The 20,025-nt window shown below is 65.3% G+C and carries 16 protein-coding genes; 1 reads left to right on the top strand and 15 read right to left on the bottom strand.

Annotated elements, in window-relative coordinates; all coding sequences use genetic code 11:
* Nucleotides 1-372: 372 nt before the first annotated feature.
* The 3 genes from ftsH to BMX94_RS05420 form a co-directional block, all read right to left on the bottom strand.
* Nucleotides 373-2,274, bottom strand: coding sequence for an ATP-dependent zinc metalloprotease FtsH (gene ftsH, locus BMX94_RS05430; protein ID WP_091004556.1), 1,902 nt, complete (start codon nt 2,272-2,274; stop codon nt 373-375).
* A gap of 147 nt (nt 2,275-2,421) precedes the next feature.
* Nucleotides 2,422-4,317, bottom strand: coding sequence for a fructose-1,6-bisphosphatase (locus tag BMX94_RS05425; RefSeq protein ID WP_091004555.1), 1,896 nt, complete (start codon nt 4,315-4,317; stop codon nt 2,422-2,424).
* A gap of 297 nt (nt 4,318-4,614) precedes the next feature.
* Nucleotides 4,615-5,439: a TrmH family RNA methyltransferase gene (locus BMX94_RS05420; protein ID WP_286160035.1), complete on the bottom strand. Its 825-nt coding sequence runs from the start codon at nt 5,437-5,439 to the stop codon at nt 4,615-4,617.
* Nucleotides 5,440-5,612: 173 nt separating this feature from the next.
* Here BMX94_RS05420 and BMX94_RS05415 point away from each other — a divergent pair, with 173 nt between their 5' ends.
* Entirely contained in the window at nt 5,613-7,076 is a 1,464-nt protein-coding gene (locus BMX94_RS05415; RefSeq protein ID WP_143052271.1) for a L,D-transpeptidase family protein, read from the top strand.
* Nucleotides 7,077-7,179: 103 nt separating this feature from the next.
* Here BMX94_RS05415 and ffh read toward each other — a convergent pair whose 3' ends face one another.
* The 12 genes from ffh to BMX94_RS05355 form a co-directional block, all read right to left on the bottom strand.
* Complete coding sequence (ffh, locus tag BMX94_RS05410; protein WP_091004551.1) at nt 7,180-8,571, bottom strand: signal recognition particle protein; 1,392 nt, start codon at nt 8,569-8,571, stop codon at nt 7,180-7,182.
* A 2-nt stretch (nt 8,572-8,573) separates the two neighbouring features.
* Nucleotides 8,574-9,476 (bottom strand): signal recognition particle-docking protein FtsY, encoded by a 903-nt coding sequence (gene ftsY / locus BMX94_RS05405; RefSeq protein WP_091004549.1) that lies wholly within the window; start codon nt 9,474-9,476, stop codon nt 8,574-8,576.
* Nucleotides 9,476-13,018, bottom strand: a complete 3,543-nt coding sequence (gene smc / locus BMX94_RS05400) for a chromosome segregation protein SMC (protein WP_091004548.1) — start codon at nt 13,016-13,018, stop codon at nt 9,476-9,478. Before smc ends, ftsY begins: the two co-directional genes overlap by 1 nt.
* Before the next feature lie 23 nt (nt 13,019-13,041).
* Nucleotides 13,042-13,770, bottom strand: coding sequence for a ribonuclease III (rnc, locus tag BMX94_RS05395; RefSeq protein WP_091004546.1), 729 nt, complete (start codon nt 13,768-13,770; stop codon nt 13,042-13,044).
* A 24-nt stretch (nt 13,771-13,794) separates the two neighbouring features.
* Nucleotides 13,795-14,034, bottom strand: a complete 240-nt coding sequence (gene acpP / locus BMX94_RS05390; RefSeq protein ID WP_091004544.1) for an acyl carrier protein — start codon at nt 14,032-14,034, stop codon at nt 13,795-13,797.
* A gap of 73 nt (nt 14,035-14,107) precedes the next feature.
* On the bottom strand, nt 14,108-15,097 hold the full coding sequence (plsX, locus tag BMX94_RS05385) for a phosphate acyltransferase PlsX (RefSeq protein WP_091004543.1): 990 nt from the start codon (nt 15,095-15,097) through the stop codon (nt 14,108-14,110).
* A gap of 98 nt (nt 15,098-15,195) precedes the next feature.
* Nucleotides 15,196-15,375: a 50S ribosomal protein L32 gene (gene rpmF / locus BMX94_RS05380; RefSeq protein ID WP_032111637.1), complete on the bottom strand. Its 180-nt coding sequence runs from the start codon at nt 15,373-15,375 to the stop codon at nt 15,196-15,198.
* A 121-nt stretch (nt 15,376-15,496) separates the two neighbouring features.
* On the bottom strand, nt 15,497-16,114 hold the full coding sequence (locus tag BMX94_RS05375) for a YceD family protein (protein WP_091004542.1): 618 nt from the start codon (nt 16,112-16,114) through the stop codon (nt 15,497-15,499).
* Nucleotides 16,115-16,119: 5 nt separating this feature from the next.
* Nucleotides 16,120-16,617, bottom strand: a complete 498-nt coding sequence (locus BMX94_RS05370; RefSeq protein WP_032111636.1) for an ATP synthase subunit B family protein — start codon at nt 16,615-16,617, stop codon at nt 16,120-16,122.
* Between the two features lie 114 nt (nt 16,618-16,731).
* A complete protein-coding gene (gene coaD, locus BMX94_RS05365) occupies nt 16,732-17,241 on the bottom strand; it encodes a pantetheine-phosphate adenylyltransferase (protein ID WP_091004540.1) in 510 nt (169 codons plus the stop codon).
* Nucleotides 17,234-17,818: a 16S rRNA (guanine(966)-N(2))-methyltransferase RsmD gene (rsmD, locus tag BMX94_RS05360; RefSeq protein WP_091004538.1), complete on the bottom strand. Its 585-nt coding sequence runs from the start codon at nt 17,816-17,818 to the stop codon at nt 17,234-17,236. Before rsmD ends, coaD begins: the two co-directional genes overlap by 8 nt.
* Nucleotides 17,815-20,025, bottom strand: coding sequence for an ATP-dependent DNA helicase RecG (locus BMX94_RS05355; protein ID WP_091004536.1), 2,211 nt, complete (start codon nt 20,023-20,025; stop codon nt 17,815-17,817). The genes rsmD and BMX94_RS05355 overlap by 4 nt, the downstream gene beginning before the upstream one ends.

Here is a 20,025-nt window from a genome sequence, read left to right as displayed (position 1 = left end):
AGCGCTCGTTTCACACTTCGCTTGTGACCACCCAGCGAGCGGATCTTCCGCCAAACTCGGCTGGCCTGTATCGGCGGCCACTCCGTCGGCGCCTACTTGCGGGCGAGAAGCACTCCCGCTTTGGGACCGCAGCTCCGGGGTGATCTTGCGACGGACGCCAAGGCGGGCTCCCACCATCCCCGCTCGCTTCCCTTGACGCTGTCCGAGGCTACCTGTCCCCTTCACAGCCTTCAGGCCTGCATGATAGCACGTTCGCGGCGCGTATTCGAGCGCCTGCCGATTTAGCCCGAGAAGAGCATGACGCCGCACGGAAAAGGGTTCCGTGCGGCGTCGCTATGTAAGACGAACGGGCAATTGGCTGATCGGGCATTCCTACTGTGCGTTCTGCGCAGAGAACTGCGGGGCAAAGCCGTCGTCGCGCTTGAGCATCTTCATGAACTCCTCGCCCGTGATGGTCTCCTTCTTCTGGAGATAGTGGGCGATCTCGTGAAGCTTGAAGCGATTGGCCTTGAGGGTCTCCATGGCCTGCGAGTGACCCTCCTCGACGAGCGCCTGAACCTCATTGTCGATCTCCTGTGCAGTGCCCTCGGAGCACGTGAGCTCGGCGCCGCCGCCAAGGTAGCGGCTGCGCTGCTGGCCCAGGGCCACCATGCCGAACTTGTCGGACATGCCGTACTGGGTGACCATGGCGCGTGCTATCTGGGTGGCCTTCTCGATATCATTCGAGGCGCCGGTGGTCATCTCGCCAAAGATGAGCTCCTCTGCCGCACGGCCGCCGCACAGGACTGCGATCTTGTCCTTTGCCTCCTTGCGCGTGGTGAGGAAGTGCTGGTCCTCCTCCACCTGCATGGTGAAGCCCAGGGCACCCGAGGTGCGCGGCACGATCGTGATCTTCTGGACGGGGGCGGAGCCGCTCTGCATGGCGGCGACGATGGCGTGGCCGGTCTCGTGGTAGGCCACGACCTCCTTCTCGTGCTCGGAGAGGACCGTCGACTTCTTCTTCTCGCCGGCGATGACCACATCGACCGACTCCTCCAGGTCCTCCTGGGAGACGCGGCTGCGACCGTAGCGCACGGCGCGCAGTGCTGCCTCGTTGATGATGTTGGCGAGGTCGGCGCCAGAGGCACCGGGCGTGGAGCGGGCAATCACGCTGAGGTCGATGTCGCGCTCCATCTTGACGTCGTTAGCGTGGATCTTGAGGATGGCCTCACGACCGGCGAGGTCGGGCAGCTCGACAGGAATGCGGCGGTCGAAGCGGCCGGGACGCAGCAGTGCCGGGTCGAGGGTCTCGGGACGGTTAGTCGCGGCGAGCACCACGATGCCCTTGTGGTTATCGAAGCCGTCCATCTCGGAGAGCAACTGGTTCAAGGTCTGCTCGCGCTCGTCGTTGGAGTTGATGGACATGTCGCGCTTCTTGCCCACGGCATCGATCTCGTCGATAAAGACGATGCAGGGGGCCTTCTCCTTGGCCTGCTTGAAGAGGTCGCGCACCTTGGCTGCGCCGCGACCCACGAACATCTCGACGAACTCGGAGCCAGAGATCTGGAAGAAGGGAACGCCCGCCTCGCCAGCCACGGCCTTGGCGAGCAGCGTCTTGCCCGTACCCGGAGGGCCCACAAGCAGCGCGCCGCGGGGGCACTTGGCACCGATCTCGTTGTACTTGCCGGGGTTCTTGAGGAAGTGAACAATCTCCTGGAGCGACTCCTTGGCCTCGTCCTGGCCGGCGACGTCCTTGAAGGTGACGCCGGTGTCCTCACCCTTGACCTCCTTGGCGTTTGAGCGGCCAAGACCGCCACCCATGCCAAAGCCTCCGCCAAAGTTCATCGACGGACCGTCGTCGCCCATCTGCTTCTTCATCTGGCGGTTTGCCCACCAGCCGAGCAGGAACAGGCCAACGAGCGGCAGGCCGTAGGCGATGAGCATGTAGAGCCACAGATCGCCCGAGGTGTCGGGAATCGACGCCGTCATGTCAACGCCGTGGTCCTTGAGCGTGGTCGCGAGGGTGTCATCGTTGGGCCAGGCGGTTGTCTTGTAGATCTTCTGGGAGTCGCCCGTGCCTTCGGTGTACTTGATCTCGTTGTTGCTGGTGTCAATCTCGGCCGAAACAACCTTGTTGCTGTCGACGTCGTCGAGGAACTGAGAGTAGCTGGTCTCGGTCACCTGCGAGCTCACCAAGTTGGGGTAGAGCGTCTGGCTCACCGCGAGGTACACCACAATCGCGATGAGCACGTAGATCAGCATTGACCTGCGTCTCTTGTTGTCATCCATGTCCATGTGTGGACCCTTTCGTCCGGTGCCGTGCATGTACCTGGCTCTAGCGTACCCATTTACCGGGCGTCCATTATTAAATCGCAGCAACGATTCATGCCCGTTGCACGCCGAGAGACCCGCATGGGGGCCGGCACCAGGCGCAAAGCCGGGCTATCCCCTCTCGGGAAGCATGCCGGTGCGGTATGCGTCGAGAAGCGCCCGCAGGTCTGCTACCTGTCCGCGAATCTGGACACCCGTGTCCGTGTCGCCAATGGTCTTTGGCCTGGGGTAGATCTCAAAGCGGTCGTCGTCGCTCATGATGTCGGCATTGAGATCGAGCACGTCGGCGATGGTGCCAAAGGGCCGGTGCGCCTTGATGCGCATGCCCCTGGGGTCCGAGATGAGGGTGTAGCCCGCGATGCCCGTGGTCTTGTGGTAGGCCTGACAGAAGCCACCGTCGATAACCACGAGAAGGCCACCCGCCTTGATGGGGCTCTCGCCATCCGCAGCGTGCACGGGGGTGTGGCCGTTGATGATGTGGCCGTGAACCGGATCAGCCCCAAACTCCGTAAGGATGCGCCGTGCCACCTCGGGCTTCTCGGTGAGCCTGAAGTATGGGTCACGCGGTTCCTCCCAGGTGGAGCGGTCGGTGAGGTAGGTGCGCTCGAAGGTCTTCACCACGCGTCCCGAGAGCGGCGAGTAGCGCCCGCACCAGAGGTACCACATCCAGTCGAGGGAAACCTGGTCGTGCTCGTGCCAGGCCTGGCGAGCAAGGCGATCGGCGTAGTCGTAGTACTCGCGTCCGGCGAGGAGGCGGTCCTGGTGGCGCACGGCGCAGAAGGTGCCGTCCTCGTTCATGGGGACGCAGGCATGGAAGATCGCGTTGCCGTTGCGCACCAGGTAGGCTGACCCGTGATCGTAGAGGAAGCCAATGTGGGCGCGCAGCTTGTCCGAGGAGCGCACGGCGTCCATGAGGCCGTCCATCACGCGCTTCTCGTCTGCCGAGAGCTCATAGGGGTGGGCCGGATCGAGCGTGGGGAAGTCTCGCGTGCGCATCTCGTACGTGGTGCCGTTGAGCTCGAGCACGCCCCGGGACGCGTCCACATGCCCCAGCAGCAGCCTGTCTTCCATGTGCCAGTTGGGGTGGCGCATGATGACCTGGCTCTCGAGCTTGAAGAGGATGACCGAGATGGCCTTCTCCATGGGCGTCATGCCATCGTCCTGCGTGTAGATAGCCTCCGAGAAGAGCGCCAGCTCACGCAGGCTCACGCCATAGGCGCTCTCGAGGATCGAAAGGCTCTCGTAGTGGATGTTGTTGCGAATCACGGCGGCCAAGCACGCCGCCGAGCCCGAGGCCGCGCCCATCCAGACGATGTCGTGGTTGCCCCACTCGACGTCGATGGAGTGGTAGCCCATCAGGCGGTCGCAGATCTTGTCAGCGTGAGACCCGCGGTCGAAGATGTCACCCACCAGATGCATGTGGTCCACAGCCAGGCGCTTGATGAGCGCCGCAAGCGAGCAGATGAAGTCGTCGGCCGACCCGGTATCGATGATCGTGTCGATGATGCGCTGGTGGTAGGCAAGGCGCGCCTCCCGCTCGTCAGGCGAGATGTGCAGGAGCTCGTCGATGATGTAGGCGTAGGCCACAGGCATGGCCTTGCGCACCTTGGAGCGGGTGTAGGAGCCGGAGAGGCGGCGGGCGAGACGCACGAGGCGCATGAGCGTGATGGCGTACCACTCGCCTGTTGCCGCGCCCTCCTCGCGCAGGCGGCGGAGCTTCTCGACCGGATAGTAGACGAGCGTGCAGAGGTCGGCCTGCTCGCCCGCCGTAAGCTCGAGGTTAAACACCTCCTCCACGCGCTCGCGGATGACGCCCGAGCAGTTGTTGAGGATGTGCTCGAAGGCCTCGTACTCGCCGTGGACGTCCGAGACGAAGTGCTCGGTGCCCTTTGGCAGGTTGAGAATTGCCTCGAGGTTGATGATCTCGGTGAATGCGGCCTGCGTGGTGGGGAACTTCTCCGAGAGAAGCTCGAGGTACTTAAGCTGGTCGGCGTTGGTGTCCTGCATGTGGCGGTCTCCCTCAGACGGTTGCATCGTTCCAGCATGCGCCGGCGCGTCAAAGTCGACGGCGTGATTTCGGCGAGACGCACGATGGCCGCGGTTGCGACGGCGACTGCGGGCGCGGCGGCCCAAATGCCTACCCAGTCCAAAGTCGCAGAGAATATCGCTATTTCTAAAACTTCGGAGACGTTTTCGCAGGTCGCGGGTATCTCTTTTAAGAAATGGCGATATTCTCCGCGGTACTCGCCCGCGCCGCTCGCGGGGCTCGCCCGCGCCGCTCGCGGGACTTGCCTGCAACCCCTACTAACGCCTGCGAGCAAAGAGCTCCCAGAACGCGACGGCAGAAGACGCGGCAACGTTCAGGGAGTCGACCCCGTTCGACATGGGGATGATCACGGAACGGCCCACGGCGTCAAGCGTCGCACGCGTAAGGCCGTAGCCCTCGCAGCCAAAGAAGAGCGCGATCTTCTCGGCAGAGCCAAGCGAGGGGTCATCTATGGGCACGGCGCCATCCTCAAGGGCCATGGAGAGACACGCGAAGCCCCGCTCGCGCAGGTCCGCCACGATTTCCGCCGGCCACGCCTTGGCATCGACGCGCGCCCAGGGCACCTGGAAGACCGTCCCCATAGAGACGCGCACGGCACGCCTGCCCAGCGGATCTGCACAGCGCGGCGAGAGAAGCACGGCATCCGCACCCAAGGCCGCCGCCGAGCGAAAGACCGCTCCCACGTTGGTCACGTCGACAAGGTCCTCCAGCACCGCCACGTGGCGAGCGCCGAGAAGCACCTGCCCAACCGATTGCGGACGCGGCCGGCGCATCGCGCAGAGCAGGCCCCTGTTCACGTTGAAGCCGGTGAGTCGCTCCATCTGGTCATGTGGCAGCACGTAGGCAACGCATCCGGCGCGCTCGATAAGGTCGGAGCAGGACTCCAGCCTGGCATCGTCGACCAGAAACGAGAGGGGCTCAAGCCCCGCGTCCAGGGCAACCTCCACAACCAGCCTCGACTCGGCGATAAGCACGCCCTTCTCGGGCTCAAGCTTGTTTCTCAGCTGGTGGTCGGTCAGCCGCACGTAGGTGTCGAGCCTCGGGTCATCCGCGCTCCCCATGCGTACCGTCTGCAAGCCCACTTGTTTCGCCTTCCTCTGTCGCCCCGCGCCACCTTCACGCAAGCTTGGCCTTTGGAGCTTTTCTCATGAGTCGGTCGGGGGACGGCTGTTGGTCGCCCTGGGTTACTATAGTCACACATGACAGCACTCTGGAACAAACACTCATCCCATCCCGAGGGAGACCAGCCATCACCATGAAACAGTCCTCACGAGGCGGGCACTTCGCCGGCTCGCACAAGAAAAAACACAACAGCCGCGGCCCCGTCATTGCGCTTCTCGTCTCGCTTGCCGTTGTCGTCGCCGTATACCTGGGGGGCGTGGCATACTTCAACTTCTTCTTCATGCCGTCTACCAGCGTAGATGGTCAGGACGTCTCGCTCATGAGCGTCGACGAGGTTGCAAGCTCGCTCTCCGCCACCAAGACGTCTGGCTGGAAGGCAAGCGTCTCGGGCGACGGCGTCTCGTTCGAGCTTGATGGGGCGGACGTCTCGCTGGCCTATGACGGCGAGAGCGCCGCGCGCGCCGCCATTGCCCAGCAGCACCCCTGGGCCTGGCCCGTTGAGCTCGCGCAGGGCACCACGCAGAGTCTCTCGACGGGTGACGTCTCCTCCTACGTCACGCTAAACTCGGATGCCATCGCGACCGCGCTGGCAAACGCCGTGAGCGCCGCATCCTCCGCAAACGGTGGATCAAGCACCTCCGACATCACCTATGACTCAACGGAGAAGGTCTACACCGCATCTGACAGCGCGCAGGCGAGCCGCATCGATCAGGCTGCGGCCACCCAGGCAATCGCGGGGCAGGTCAAGTCCCTCGCGACCTCCATCGAGCTTGGCGACGAATCTCTCCAGGCCGGGGAGTCCGTGGACGATGCCATCAAGACGGCGAACGCTATGCTCGCCGCAACCGTCACGCTCACGCTTGGCGGCACCGAGGTCACGACCGTTGACGCCGACCTCATCTCTCAGTGGATCACCATTGGAGACGACCTCTCGGTGACCCTCAGCCAGGATGCCATCACCACCTGGGCAAAGGGTGACCTCTCCGCAAAGACAGACTCGGTGGGCACGGCACGCACCTACACGCGTCCCGACGGCGTCCAGGAGTCCGTGGTGGCCGGCGGCGTCTACGGCTGGTCGATCAACGGTGCCGAGGCTGCGCAGGACATCTACAACAACATCATGACGGGCTCCCCCACCACGCTTGAGCTGCCCTGCTACACGACGGCAGCCACATACAACCCCGAAGGCCAGGACTGGCCAACCCGCTACATCGACGTGGACATCTCCGACCAGCACGCCATCTTCTTCGACTCGGATGGCTCTGTCATCTGGCAGGCCGACGTTGTGACCGGTCAGCCCAACCTCAACCGCAGCACGACGCAGGGCACCTGGACCATAACGAACAAGCAGAGTCCCTCCACGCTCGTCGGTCCCAACGACGAGTCGGGCAACCCCCAGTGGGTGAGCCACGTGGACTTCTGGATGGGCGTCGTGGGCAACCTCATGGGCTTCCACAACGCGCCGTGGCGCTCGGCCTTTGGCGGCGACATCTACCTCACCAACGGCAGCCACGGCTGCATCAACCTCTCCTACGATGACGCAGACAAGCTCTACTCGCTGTGTAACGTGGGCGACGTGGTCATCATCCACGAGTAGCAGTTGCGGCCCCGATGAACTCGGGGCCGCAACTTTTTGGCGCGCACGCGTGTATTTCTGAGGGCGAGAAGAGCGCCGGCCTCCGAAGCAGCCGCGGCCGCCGCTACATGCCCCAGCCGCGGCCGCCGCCGGGCATGCCGCCGCCCATGCCCATGTTGCGCATCATCGACTGCATCTGGCGACGCTGCTTCTTGCTGCCGCCCTGGGTGGCCGCCCGCATTTTGCTCATCATCTTGTTCATCTCGCCCCACTGCTTGAGGAGCTGGTTGACCTCCTGGACGCTGCGCCCGGAGCCAGCCGCGATGCGCTTCCTGCGCTGGCCGTTGATGATCTTTGGCCGCGCGCGCTCCTCCTTGGTCATGGACCGAATCATGGCCTCGATGCGCCCGAGCGAGCTCTCGTCCACGCCGCCCTGCTGCGCCATCGCGCGCTCACCGCCGGGAAGTGCGGAGATGATCTTTGCCAGGCCGCCCATCTTCCTAATCTGCTGCATCTGGCCGAGAAGGTCATCCATCGTGAAGCCCTCGCGCAGCATGCGCTCGGCCGCGTCGATCTGCTCCTGGTCGGCAACCTTCTGGGCCTGCTCGATGATCCCGTAGACGTCGCCCATGCCCAGGATGCGCTTGGCCATGCGGTCGGGATGGAAGACCTCGAGGGAGTCGGGCTTCTCGCCCATCGAGACAAACTTGATGGGCTTGCCCGTCACCGCGCGAACGGAGAGGGCGCCACCGCCACGCGCGTCGCCGTCGAGCTTGGACATGATGACGCCGTCGAAGTCCACGCGCTCGGCGAAGGTCTGCACCACGTTCACGATGTCCTGGCCGGTCATGGCGTCAACCACCATGAGGATCTGGTCGGGCTTGACGGCCTGCTTGATGGCGACCGCCTCCTGCATCATCTCCTCGTCGATCTGCAGGCGGCCAGCCGTATCCACAATGACGATGTCATTCAGGTGGTCAACCGCCTCGCGGATGGACGCCGAGGCAACCTTGACCGCATCCTTGCCGTCACCGCGAAAGACCGGCACGCCAATCTCGCTGCCCAGCGTGGCAAGCTGGTCGGCAGCGGCGGGGCGGTGCGTGTCGCAGGCAGCCAGCAGCGGAGAATGGCCCTGGTCCTTCAGGAGATAGGCAAGTTTGGCCGCCGCCGTGGTCTTGCCGGAGCCCTGCAGGCCCACGAGCATAATCACGTTGGGCGTGCGGTTCTGCGCCAGCACAAGCTTGGACTCGGTTGTGCCGAGAAGCTCAGTGAGCTGGTCGAGCACGATGCGCACCACGTTCTGCGCCGGCGTGAGCGAGTCAAGGACCTCGGCCGTAAGGCACTTCTCCTTGCAGGAGGCGACAAAGTCCTTGACCACGCGGAAGTTGACGTCTGCCTCGAGCAGGGCCATGCGAATCTCGCGCATGGCAACGTTGATGTCCGCCTCGGTGAGCTTGCCCTTGCCGCGAAGCTTGTCAAAGGTGTCCTGGAGACGTTCGGAGAGGCTGTTGAACATGGCTACTTTCCTTCCCCAACGAGCGCGCGGCAGAAGTCGAGCGCGTCGAAGGTCTCGAGGTCGTCAATGGACTCCCCTACGCCAATGCGGTAGATGGGAAGTCCCAGCTGGTCGGAGATCGCGAGCGCAATGCCACCCTTCGCGGTCCCGTCGAGCTTGGTCACGATAAGCCCGTCGAGGTCAAGGGCGTCGTTGAACTCCTTGGCCTGCGCAAGGCCGTTCTGGCCGGTGGTGGCGTCAATGACGAGAACCACGGTGACCGGCATCGAGGTGCAACGCTTGCGCGTGACGTTGACCACCTTCGCAAGCTCGCGCATGAGGTCGGACGAGGTGTGCAGACGACCCGCGGTATCGATGAGCACCAGCTGAGAGCCGCGCTTCTCGGCCTCGTCTACCACGTCGTAGCAGACGCTCGCCGGGTCCGCGCCACGCTCGCGGGTGATAACCTCCACGCCCGCGCGCGTGCCCCACACCTCGAGCTGCTCGATGGCCGCCGCGCGGAAGGTGTCGGCGCCACCGATGAGGCAGCTCTTGCCCTCGGCGCGGGCGCGTCCGGCGAGCTTGCCCACCGTGGTGGTCTTGCCGGCGCCGTTGATGCCCACAAAGAGGACGCACGAGGGCACGTCCTCGAAGGGGTCGCGGTCGGCCGTGCGGAACTCCTGCGCCAGGCGGCGTGCCAGGGCGTCGCGGAGCTGGTCCGCACGCGTGAGGTTCTCGCGCGCCGCCTGCTCGCGCAGGTCATCGGTCACGCGCATGGCAAGCTCGCCGCCCATGTCGCCCATCACCAGCGTGTCCTCGAGGTCCTCCCAGAAGTCCTCGTCGACCTCGCCGCCCATGTAGAAGATTTCGTTGATGGCCTCGCGCGAGCGCGAGAGACCGCTCTTTAGCCTGTCAAAGAAGCCCATCAGGCATCGACCACCTTTCCAGTTGCCTTGTCGAGGCGCTGAGAGACGACGTGGCTCACGCCGTCGGCCTGCATGGAGACGCCGTAGAGGACGTCGGCCTGCTCCATCGTCCTTCGCTGGTGCGAGATGACGATGAGCTGCGTCGTGTCCTTGAGCTGCTCGATGGCGTCAAGGAGCTTAGAGAGGTTGGAGTCGTCGAGCGCGGCCTCCACCTCGTCGAACACGTAGAAGGGCACGGTGCGCGTCTTGTAGACCGCGAAGAGCAGCGCCAGCGCCGTGAGGGACTTCTCGCCGCCCGACATGAGCGACATCTTGGTGATGCGCTTGCCGCGCGGCTGCGCCACGATCTCGATGCCCGTCTCGGAGAGGTTGTCCGGATCCGTCATCTCTATGTGGGCATGGCCGCCCGGGAACAGCATCGAGAAAATCTCCGAGAAGTTCTCGTTCACCTTGTCGAAGACCACAAGGAACCTGTTGCGCATCTTGCGATCGATGGCGGCGTTGATCTTCTTCAGGGCAACGCGGGCGGCCTCGAGGTCTGCGACCTGCTCACCAATGTAGTCTGCGCGCTTCTTCAAGCGCATGTACTCGTCCATCGCGACCTCGTTCACGGGACCGATGGAGGCGAGCTGGGACTCGAGCTGGTCGGCCTCGCGCTCGGCAGCCTCGCGGTCCTCGGGCGCGGGAAGCGAGAGCGCCTCGTCGAGAACGGCCCCCGTTGCCTGGATGGCCTCGATGGCGTTTTGCACCTGTACCTCAAGGCGCCCGAGGTCGACCTTGACCGCAGAGGCGGCGTCGCGGGCGCGAGTGAGCTCGGCGGTGGCGTTGTTCACGGCAGACTTGGCATCACCGATGGTGCGCTTCAGGGAGTCGGAGTCTGCCTCGGCGAGCGAGGCGCGGTCCTTGAGGCGCGCCGCCCAGTCGAGGGCGCGGGCGCGAATGGCGTCGTAGCGGTCGTGGAGCGGGTCCACGCGCAGGCGCACGACCTCGAGGGCACGCGAGCCCTCCTCGGTAGCCACGATGCGCGCGTCAAGGTCGTGCTTGCGGTTGGCAAGCTCGCGCTCGCGAGACGCGAGGTTCTTGGCGCGCTCCTTGGCCATCGCAAGCTCCAGACGCGCGTCCGAGAGCTCGTGGGAGGCCTTGCCCTGCGCCCGCACGGCCTCGTCGTGCTGGGTGCGCAAATCGCCGAGACCAGCGCCCAGCTCCTCTGCCCTGGCGCGGGCAGCAGCAGCGGCGGTCTTGTGCTCCTCGATGTGGGTGCGGGCGTCGGCGGCGCGCGCGGAGGCGGACTCGCGCTGACGGGTCACCTGGCGCTGCTCGTCCACGGCGCGCTGACGCTGGGCGTCAAGGCGCCCCATCTCGGAGGTGACGGAGGACAGCTCGCCCGAGAGACGCGCCACGTCGCCCTTCGCGGCGGCCGCGCCGTCGCGCGAGGCGGCGAGCGCAGACTCGGCCGCGCTCACGGCCTTGGTCGCGGCATCGAGCGACGCGCGCAGCTCCCCCATGCCCTCCTCGAGGGCGCGGATGCGGCGCTTGCGCTCGAGGGCTCCCGCCTCGGTCGAGGGCGCGGTGCCAACCACGCAGCGCCCGTCAGGCGTCACGGTCACGCCGTCCTGCGTGACGTAGGTGAGTGCCGGTGCGCTCTGGTGGGCGCGAATGGCCTCGTCGGCACTGGCCACAAGCCTGATGTCGCCGAGAAGCGCCGTGAGGAGCGGATGCGCGGCGTCGGAGACGCGCAGGTGCGAGATGAGGGGCTCACCGGGCGCGTTGTCTGCCGCCACCGCAGCAGAGGCAGCCTCGCGAAAGACCACGGTCGCTCTGCCCTCGGCGCGACCCTGCGAGAGGGCGGAGGCCGCAAGCGCACCGGCGTCTGTCGCGCTCGCCACGACAAAGGCTGCAAGGTCGTCGCCGAGCAGGCGCTCTACCAGGGACTCCGTTGCCTCGTCGGCGTCGATGAGGTCCGCCAGACGGCACTCGACAAGATCGGCCGCCTTGCCCTTGGAGACGGCCTCCACGAGCGGGCTTGCCTTCTCCACGTTGGCGTCGACGGAGCGCAGCGCCGAGAGGGTGGCCTCCGAGGAAGAGAGCTTCGTGCGGGCAGAGCGCTCCTCGTCGCGGGCGTGCTTGAGCGTCGCCTGCGCCTCGGCGATGGTGCCGGCAAGCTCCTCCGCCTTGGTGCGGGCGTCCGCGAGCTGCGCCTCGAGGCGAGACTTGCGCTCTCCCCTCTCGGCAAGCGCCTCCTCGGTCGTGGCGAGGTTCTCGGCAACCTGCTCGAGGCGGCTCTTGTACATGCCGTCTTCTACCTCGGCATTCGAGATTTGGTCCTCGAGCTTGGCAAAGGCGAGCGTCTCCTTGTCCGCCTCGGCACGCGCTTGGCGCTCGTCCGCCTGGCGCTTGTTGAGGGCGTCCTCCAACTCGCGGCGATGCGCCACGGCATCGCGCGACGCCTTCGAGAGCGCGTCCATGCCCTCCTCGAGCTCGCGCTGGCGCACGCTGGCGTCCGAGAGGTCTCCGGCCACGCGTTCGTGCTCCTCGGTCACGTCAGCGCGTTGCTTGCGCATGGTCGAGAGCTGCATGCGCATCTCGGAGAGGCGCGAGACCATGTTCTTGCCCTTCTCCTCCAGAAGGCGCATGTCAGAGTCCATACGGCCAAGACTGTCCTGCATGCGGCGACGCTGCTCGCCAAGGTCGCCCACAAAGAGGCCCTTCTGCTCGAGAAGCGACTGGTACTTCTCGAGTTCGGCGGACTTCTCGTCCAGGCGATACTGGGCGAGCTCGACCGCGGCATCGGCCTCGCGGCCGCGCGCCGAGAGCGTGCCATAGGATGCCTGCAGGCGGCGCAGGTCGTCAACGGCGAGCTGCGTGCGCAGCGCGGTCAGGCGCTCGGTGATGTCATGGGCGCGCTTAGCCTTGTCAACCTGCCTCTCAAGAGGCTTGAGCTGGCGGTTAATCTCGCGCGACACAACCTTGGCGCGCGCCAGGTTGTCGTCCATCGAGGAGAGTTTGCGGAGGCTCCGCTCCTTGCGCCTGCGATGCTTGGAGATGTCGGCTGCTTCCTCGATGAGCTCGCGGCGCTCCTCGGGACGGCTCTGGAGGATGGAGTCGAGCTTGCCCTGGCTGATGATCGAGTGGGTGTCCTTGCCCAGGCCGGAGTCATGGAGGATGTCCTGCACATCCATGAGGCGCGCTGGTGCGCCGTTGATGAGGTACTCGGACTCACCCGAGCGATACATCCGGCGCGTGATGCCCACCTCGGCAAAGTCGATGGGCAGCGTGTGGTCGGAGTTGTCGAGCACCAGCGTGACCTCCGCCACGCCCACGGCGGGCCGAGCAGAGCTTCCCGAGAAGATCACGTCCTCCATGGCCTGGCCGCGCAGCATCTTGGCGCTCTGCTCGCCCAAGACCCAGAGGATTGCGTCCGAGACGTTCGACTTGCCCGAGCCGTTTGGGCCCACGACCACGTTGAGGCCGGAGTCAAATGACATGGAGGTCCTGTCGGCGAAGGACTTGAAGCCCTTGAGGGTGAGCGACTTCAGATACAAGGGTGGTCCTCTCGCTTCTCGGGCTAGTGCTCGTCGGCGTCGGCGGCGGCGCCTTGTCCCATGCGCTCGAGCGCGTCCGCGGCGGCAGCGTTCTCAGAGCTCTTCTTTGAGGGGCCGGAACCCCTGCCCACGCGCTTGCCGTCAACGAGCACGACCGAGGTGAAGGTTGGGTCGTGCGCGGGGCCCTCCTCGCCCACGAGCTTGTACTCGGGGGCAAGGCGCAGGTCGCGCTGGGTGATCTCCTGCAGGCGCGACTTGGGGTTTATCGGCCGCTCGGAGAGACGGTCGACAAGCTCAGGCGTGAAGTGCGAGGAGAGCGTGTCGAGCACAAACCTCCGGGTGTCCTCGTAGCCGGCGTCAAGGTAGAGGGCGCCCACGATGGACTCGTAGACGTTCTCGAGGGCAGAGTGCATGCCACGCGCGTGCGTGCCCTTCTCGGACTCGCCCACGATGATGAGCGGGGCAATGCCGAGGTCGCCAGACACCTCCGAGAGCGTCTCCCCCGAGACGAGCGATATCTTGAGCCTGGTAAGCGCACCCTCGTCGAGGCTGGGAAAGCGCTCGAAGAGCTCGGTTGCCACGATAGCGCCCAGGATGGAGTCGCCCAGGAACTCGAGCCTCTCGTAGGAGGCCGAGACGGGCTTGCCTTCCACCGCCGAGGGATGCGTGATGGCGGACGTTATGAGCCGTTTGTCGGTGAAGTGGTGAGCGCAGATGCGCTCCACCTCACTGACCCTTTCATGCGTGTTCAAAGTGAAAGAGCTCTCCTTACAAGCTTACTGAGCGGCCTCGATGGCGCTCACGGCGTCACCCACAGTGGCAATCTTCTCGAGGGCCTCGTCGTCAAAGGTGAGGTCGAACTCGTCCTCGAGGGCGGTGACCAGCTCGAGCAGGTCGAAGGAGTCTGCGCCGAGATCCTTGAAGGCGGTCTTCTCGGTGAGCTCCACGTCCGAGGGGACCTCGAGGGTTTCGTTCACAACCGAGATGACCTTCTCGAGAATGGCGTCATGGTCCATGGGTTCCTCCTTGCGGATTGACAATGCCGGCTCGCACGGGCGAAGGCCCGCGCACACGAGCTTATGGTACCCGTTACTCGGCCTTCTCGCAGGCCTTTGCAATACGTTCGCAGAGCTGTCCGCGGGCGGCGCGGGCGCAGGCCAGAGTTCCGCTGGCCACGGCCTCTGCGCTGGTGCTGCCATGCCCCTTGACCACGGGCGCGCGCAGGCCGAGAAGCACGGCGCCACCCATCTCGTCACCAGAGAGGTCACCCGCAACGGACTTGAGTGCGGGCTTGAGCATGAGGGCGCCCAGCCCCGCGCGCTTGGACTCCCCTGCCGCGGCCTTGACGCGAGCAACGATGAACTTTGCCGTGCCCTCGATGGTCTTCAGGGCAACGTTTCCCGTGAAGCCGTCTGTCACAATGACGTCATAGGTGCCGGCGAGAAGGTCCGTGCCCTCGGCGTTGCCCACAAAGCCGCAGTTGGCAGCCGCAAGCGCCTCGTGGTAGGACAGGGCAAGCTCGGAGCCCTTTGTGTCCTCTGAGCCATTGCAGAGAAGCGCCACCCTGGGCTCCTCGACGCCAAGGACTACCTGGGCGTACGCACGGCCCATGTGAGCAAACTGCACGATTGCCTCGGGGTGGACGTCGGCGTTGGCGCCACAGTCGAGAAGGACCGTCTTCTTGCCCGAGATGCCGGGAGCGGCAAGCGTGAGCGCCGGACGGCGGATGCCTTTGATACGCCCGATGCCAAACGTGGCGGCGGTAAGCACGGCGCCCGTAGAGCCAGCGGAGAAGAGGCCGTCTGCCTGGCCCGCACGTACGGCAGAGGCTGCTCGCACGATGCTTGCGTCCTTCTTCTTGCGCACGGCGGTGGCAGGGTGCTCGTCCATGGCAATGACCTCTGTGGTCACGAGAGCAGCCGCGCGGTCGTGGTCGCGGGCGAAGGGCTCGACCACCGAGGCGTCGCCGGCCACGAGAACCTTGAGCTCGGGGTCACGGTCAAGGGCCTTGGCAACACCTTCGAGCAGCACGGAAGGCTCGCGGTCGGAGCCCATGACATCGACGCAGATGGTGGTCATCTATCCTCCAAGATCGCTGGGGCGCTCGCGCGCAGGATTAAAAAAGGAGGCCGACCCCAGAAGGGACCGACCTCCCAGGCCATGTGGCTGGCATGGGGCTACTCGGTGACAACGACCTCGCGGTCCTTGTAGTAGCCGCAGTTGGGGCACACGTGGTGCGGGAGCTTGGGGGCTCCGCAACGCGGGCACACGGAACGGGCCGGAGTGGCGACCTTGCTGTTGGCCGAACGACGGGTGTGCGTGGCTCCACGGCCCTTTTTCTGCTTAGGAACTGCCATCTTGAACCTCTCTTGCTCTTACACCGCGCCCCTCGTGGTGACGCGGGGCAACTTGACCAAAAATCATGCGTATATGACTATACCACGCAATTGGGAAGATGCGCCAGTTACGGCAATATCTTCACTCTGCGTCCGGCTTTCCTTCTTGGGCTTCCCCTGCGGCGCCGGATACCTTGTCCTTCTCGCCCTCCTCGCCGTCAAGATCGAGCGAGGCGAGAACCGCGAAGGGGCTCGCCTTGAGGCGCTCCTCCTCGATCTGGGCGGCATGTCCGCAGTCCTCCTCGTTGAGGTTGGCGCCGCAGACCGGGCAGAGCCCCTTGCAATCCGGCTGGCAGAGCACCACGAAGGGCGTATCCATGACCAAAGACGACAGGAGCGCGCCGGAGAGGTCGATGGTGTTGTCGGCCGAGACGAGCGAGAAGTCTAGCTCGTCATCATCATCGTCACCCGTGTCCTCGGGCTCCTCGAAGAAGTAGTACTCGTCGACCTCGCCGCTCACGTCGAACTCCGCGGGGCTGAGGCAGCGGTCACAGGTCCCCACCACGTGCGTCGTGAGGATGCCCGTCACGAGGATACCCTCGCCGGCATTGGTGAGCATGAGGTCGTAGTCGATGCCAGAGGGCAGCGAGAACTCGCGCTCGCCAAGCGTATAGGAGGACTCGTCGAGGTGCCCCTTCAAAGGCAGGGTGTCGCCGGCCTCTCCAAGGCGTGCGTCAAGTGCAAAAATCACAGGCTGCATGGCGCTTACCAGGGAACGTTGTTCGACGTGTTGCGCGGGCCGGAGTTCTCGTCGAGCGTCTGACGGACGCGGGACACCGAGTTGGTGAGCGACTTGAGGTTCTCCTCGAGGTGCGCGAGGACGGTGTCCGCGTACTCCTCGGCGTTGTAGCGGGTATCGCGCTCGTACTGGGCGGCCTGGTCCTTGATGCTGTCGGCCTGCTGCTGGGCGAGACGCACGACCTCCTGGTCGCCGGCGAGGATCATAGCCTGCTGCTGGGCGTCGGCAATGATGCTGTCGGCCTGCTGCTGGGCGCGGTCGAGCGTCTCCTGCTCCTCCTTGAGGATGCGACGGGCATCCTGGAACTCCTGCGGGAAGACCCTGCGGATCTCGTCGAGAATCTCGTACACGTCCTGAGCGTCGACGATCTTCTTCTGGCCACCGCCGGTGAGCGGGGACTTCGCCTCGTTCACTAGCTGCTCGAGCTCGTCGACCAGGCTCTCTATTTCCTCACCCGGCTGCATCCAGGTCTCCTTTCGCAAATGGGCCACTGCTCGGGCGTTCCCGCGCGCTGCCCGAGGGGCATATCAATTTGATGGTAGCAGAAAAGCGACGCAAGACCCCAAGGGAGCCAAAGCTCACGCATAGTGCGCACGGAGCCGCTTGGCCACGTTTGGCGGCACGAGGAAGTCCACGTCTCCCCCCATCGCAGCAATCTCGCGCACGATGGAGGACGAGACATAGCCATACTTGGGGTTCGACATGACAAATATGGACTCCAGGTCTGGCGCCATATACGTGTTGAGGTCGGCCTGCTGCAGTTCATACTCAAAGTCGGTCGTGGCACGAAGGCCCTTCACCACGCCTCCCGCCCCGTGCTCCTTGCAGAACTCCACGAGCAGCCCGGAGAAGGGCACCACCTCGATGCCCTCGGTCAAGCCGTCGTCTTGCAGGGCGCCCCTCAGCATGTCGACGCGCTCCTCGAGCGTGAACTCGGTGCCCGTGCCATGCTTGCGGCGCGACTCCGCCACCGCAACCGTGACCTGCGGAAAAATCTTGCGGGCGCGGTGGATCACGTCCATGTGGCCCAAGGTCACCGGATCGAAGGTTCCAGGTACCACCACGTGAGTGCAGAGCTCGCTAGTCAACGTCCTGTCCTTTCTCGAGAAGATCCACGCAGGTGATGCCATAGCGCTTGGTGCGCAGGGGGTCAAGTCCCAGGACGCTGAGCCCCGGCGCCTCCGCAGCGCGCTCGTAGACCACGGTCGCCTCCGGGCGCAGCGCGCCATGCTCAATAAGGTGTTCGAGCATAGCACTCACGATGCTCGCCGAAAGGGCATAGGGCGGGTCGAGAAACACCACATCAAAAGGAGCCCCGGCAACGCGGCCCCTCTCGGCAAGCTGGCAGGCATCGCCGCGGAGCACGGCATACTCGTCGCGCTCGGCACCAACCCGGGCAAGGTTGCGGCGAACCCGCCCCACCGCGCGGGCGTCCTGGTCGATGAAGGTGCAGCGTGCGGCACCGCGCGAGAGGAGCTCTATCCCCATGGCGCCGGAACCCGCGAAGGCGTCAAGCACGGAGGCACCCTCAAGGTCGAGCCCGCGCGCCGAGAGGATCATGGACGCCATGGCCTCGCGATTGCGGTCCGTGGTGGGACGGGTGACGCCGCGTCCCTCGGGAGACTCAAGGGGCCTGCCACCCCATTTGCCGCCAACAACCCTCATGCCTTGTCCAACTCCTCGAAGTAGGCGCCAAAGCGGTCCCTGGCCTCCAGTGCCATGGGCCGGAAGGCCGGGCTGGAAAGTGAGGGATCCTGGGCGAAGATCTCCTGTGCATCTTCGTGCGCGGCCACCACAAGGTCCTCGTCGGCCGAGAGGTCACTCACCCGCAGCGTGATGCCCCCGTGCTGGCGATACCCCAGGACCTCGCCCTCGCGACGCAGCTTAAGGTCGAGCCGCGCCAGCTCAAAGCCATCGGTCGTATGCTCCAGGGCCGAGAGCCGCTTGCGAGCCGGCGTGCCCTGCTTTGCCGCGCACGAGAGCCACACCTCGCCCGGCCAGTCGCCGCGGCCCACGCGGCCGCGCAGCTGGTGCAAGGTCGCCAGGCCAAATCGGTCGGCGTCGTGCACGAGCATCACCGTGGCGTTTGGCACATCGACGCCCACCTCGACAACCGTGGTGGAGACCAGCACGTTCACCTTTCCGACACGGAAGTCCTCCATGACCGCGTCCTTCTCGGCAGCCGACATGCGACCGGTGAGAAGTGCGCAGGCATAGTCCGGAAAGACGCGCTCGGAGAGCTCCGTCAGCGTCGAGGTCGCCGAGCGCACGTGGGCGCTCCTGCTGCGCTGCGATTCGGGGACGTCATCGAGGTCGGTGCCAAGGCCGTCGCCGGTGTCGGCATCGTCTACCAGGGGGCAGATCACGTAGGCCTGGTGGCCAGCCGCAACGGCATTGCGAATGGATCCGTAGGCAAGGTCGAGGTTCTCCGGCGTGATGACGCGCGTGGAGACGCCGGCCGTGGCCCTAGGACGCTTACGGATGCACGAGAGTGACACGTCTCCGTAGATCGAGAGTGCCAGGGTGCGCGGGATGGGCGTCGCGGTCATGGTGAGAAGGTCCGCGCCTGCGCCCTTGCGTCGTAGCGACGCGCGCTGGTCCACGCCAAAGCGGTGCTGCTCATCGATGACCACAAAGGTGAGGTGCGAAAAGACGATATCGTCCGAGAGGAGCGCCGTGGTGCCAAAGGTCACGCAGAGCTCGCCTGCGGCCGTGCGCCTGGCGGTCTCTGCGCGCTCGGCAGCGGGCGTGGCGCCCGTGACGAGGGCCCAGGTTATGCCGGCCGCATCCAGGACGGGTCCGAGCTTCTCGGCATACTGGCGCGCAAGAACCGAGGTGGGGGCCATGACGGCGGCCTGGGTTCCCGTGTCTGCCACGGCGGCAAGAGCCACGGCGGCAACTGCCGTCTTGCCGGTGCCCACGTCGCCCAGGAGCAGACGGTTCATGACGCGGGGGGCCGCCATGTCGGCAAGGATCTGGTCGGCGGCGGTGCGCTGCTCGTCCGTGAGCGAGAAAGGCAGCGCTGCGAGCAGGGCATCCATGTGGGGCCCCAAGACCGTGTGCGCGGTGGCACGAATGGCGCCCAGCTCAATGGCCTGACGGCTGAGAAGGGCCACCTGAAGACAGAGGAGCTCGTCGTAGGCAAGGCGCCTTCTGCCCTGCTCGGCGGAGGCAAGGGTCTGGGGGAAGTGGACCTCGCGGATGGCACGCCCAAGCGTCATGAGCCCATGACGCGCCACGAGCGATGCGGGCAGCCAGTCCGCAACGTCGCCGACGTCGGCCAGGGCGCACGAGACGATACGTCGCATCCACGAGGTGGTGATGCCCTCCCCCACGGGATGCACGGGCAGCACGCGACGGTAGGCGGAGGCGCTGGCATTGGCGTCAAGCACCTCGTGAAAGGGCGCGCGCATCTGCTTGAAGCCGTAGGCGAACTCGACCTTCCCCGAAAGGGCCACCTTGTCGCCGCGTTTGACCTGCTCGGCGAGCCAGGGTTGGCCAAAGAAGCTCGCAGAGAGGACGCCCGTCGCGTCAACCACATAGAGCTCCACCACCGTGAGGCGCGGCCTTGGTCGCTTGAGCTCGACCTTGTCGACGGTACCCACGACGGTGACCTCGCTGCCCACATCCGCATGGCTGATGGGCACCACGTTGGAGTAGTCCACATAGCGATGGGGCACATGGAGGAAGAGGTCACGCACACGATGGATGCCAAGCCGCTCCAGCGCCTCAAGACGCGACGAGGCGCCGCGCGACGAGACGTAGCGAAGTCGCGAGACGCCATCGGTGAGGGCAAGCGTCCTGTCTATGCGTCCCGCAGCAGCCCCGACACTCGGGGCACTGCCCGCGGGCGGCTGCTGCGGGACACCCAT

Source organism: Olsenella sp. KH3B4 (assembly GCA_900111695.1).
Taxonomy (GTDB): domain Bacteria; phylum Actinomycetota; class Coriobacteriia; order Coriobacteriales; family Atopobiaceae; genus Tractidigestivibacter.
The sequence above is the reverse complement of the archived record's forward strand: the minus strand, read 5'-3'. Positions and strand labels throughout refer to the sequence as shown.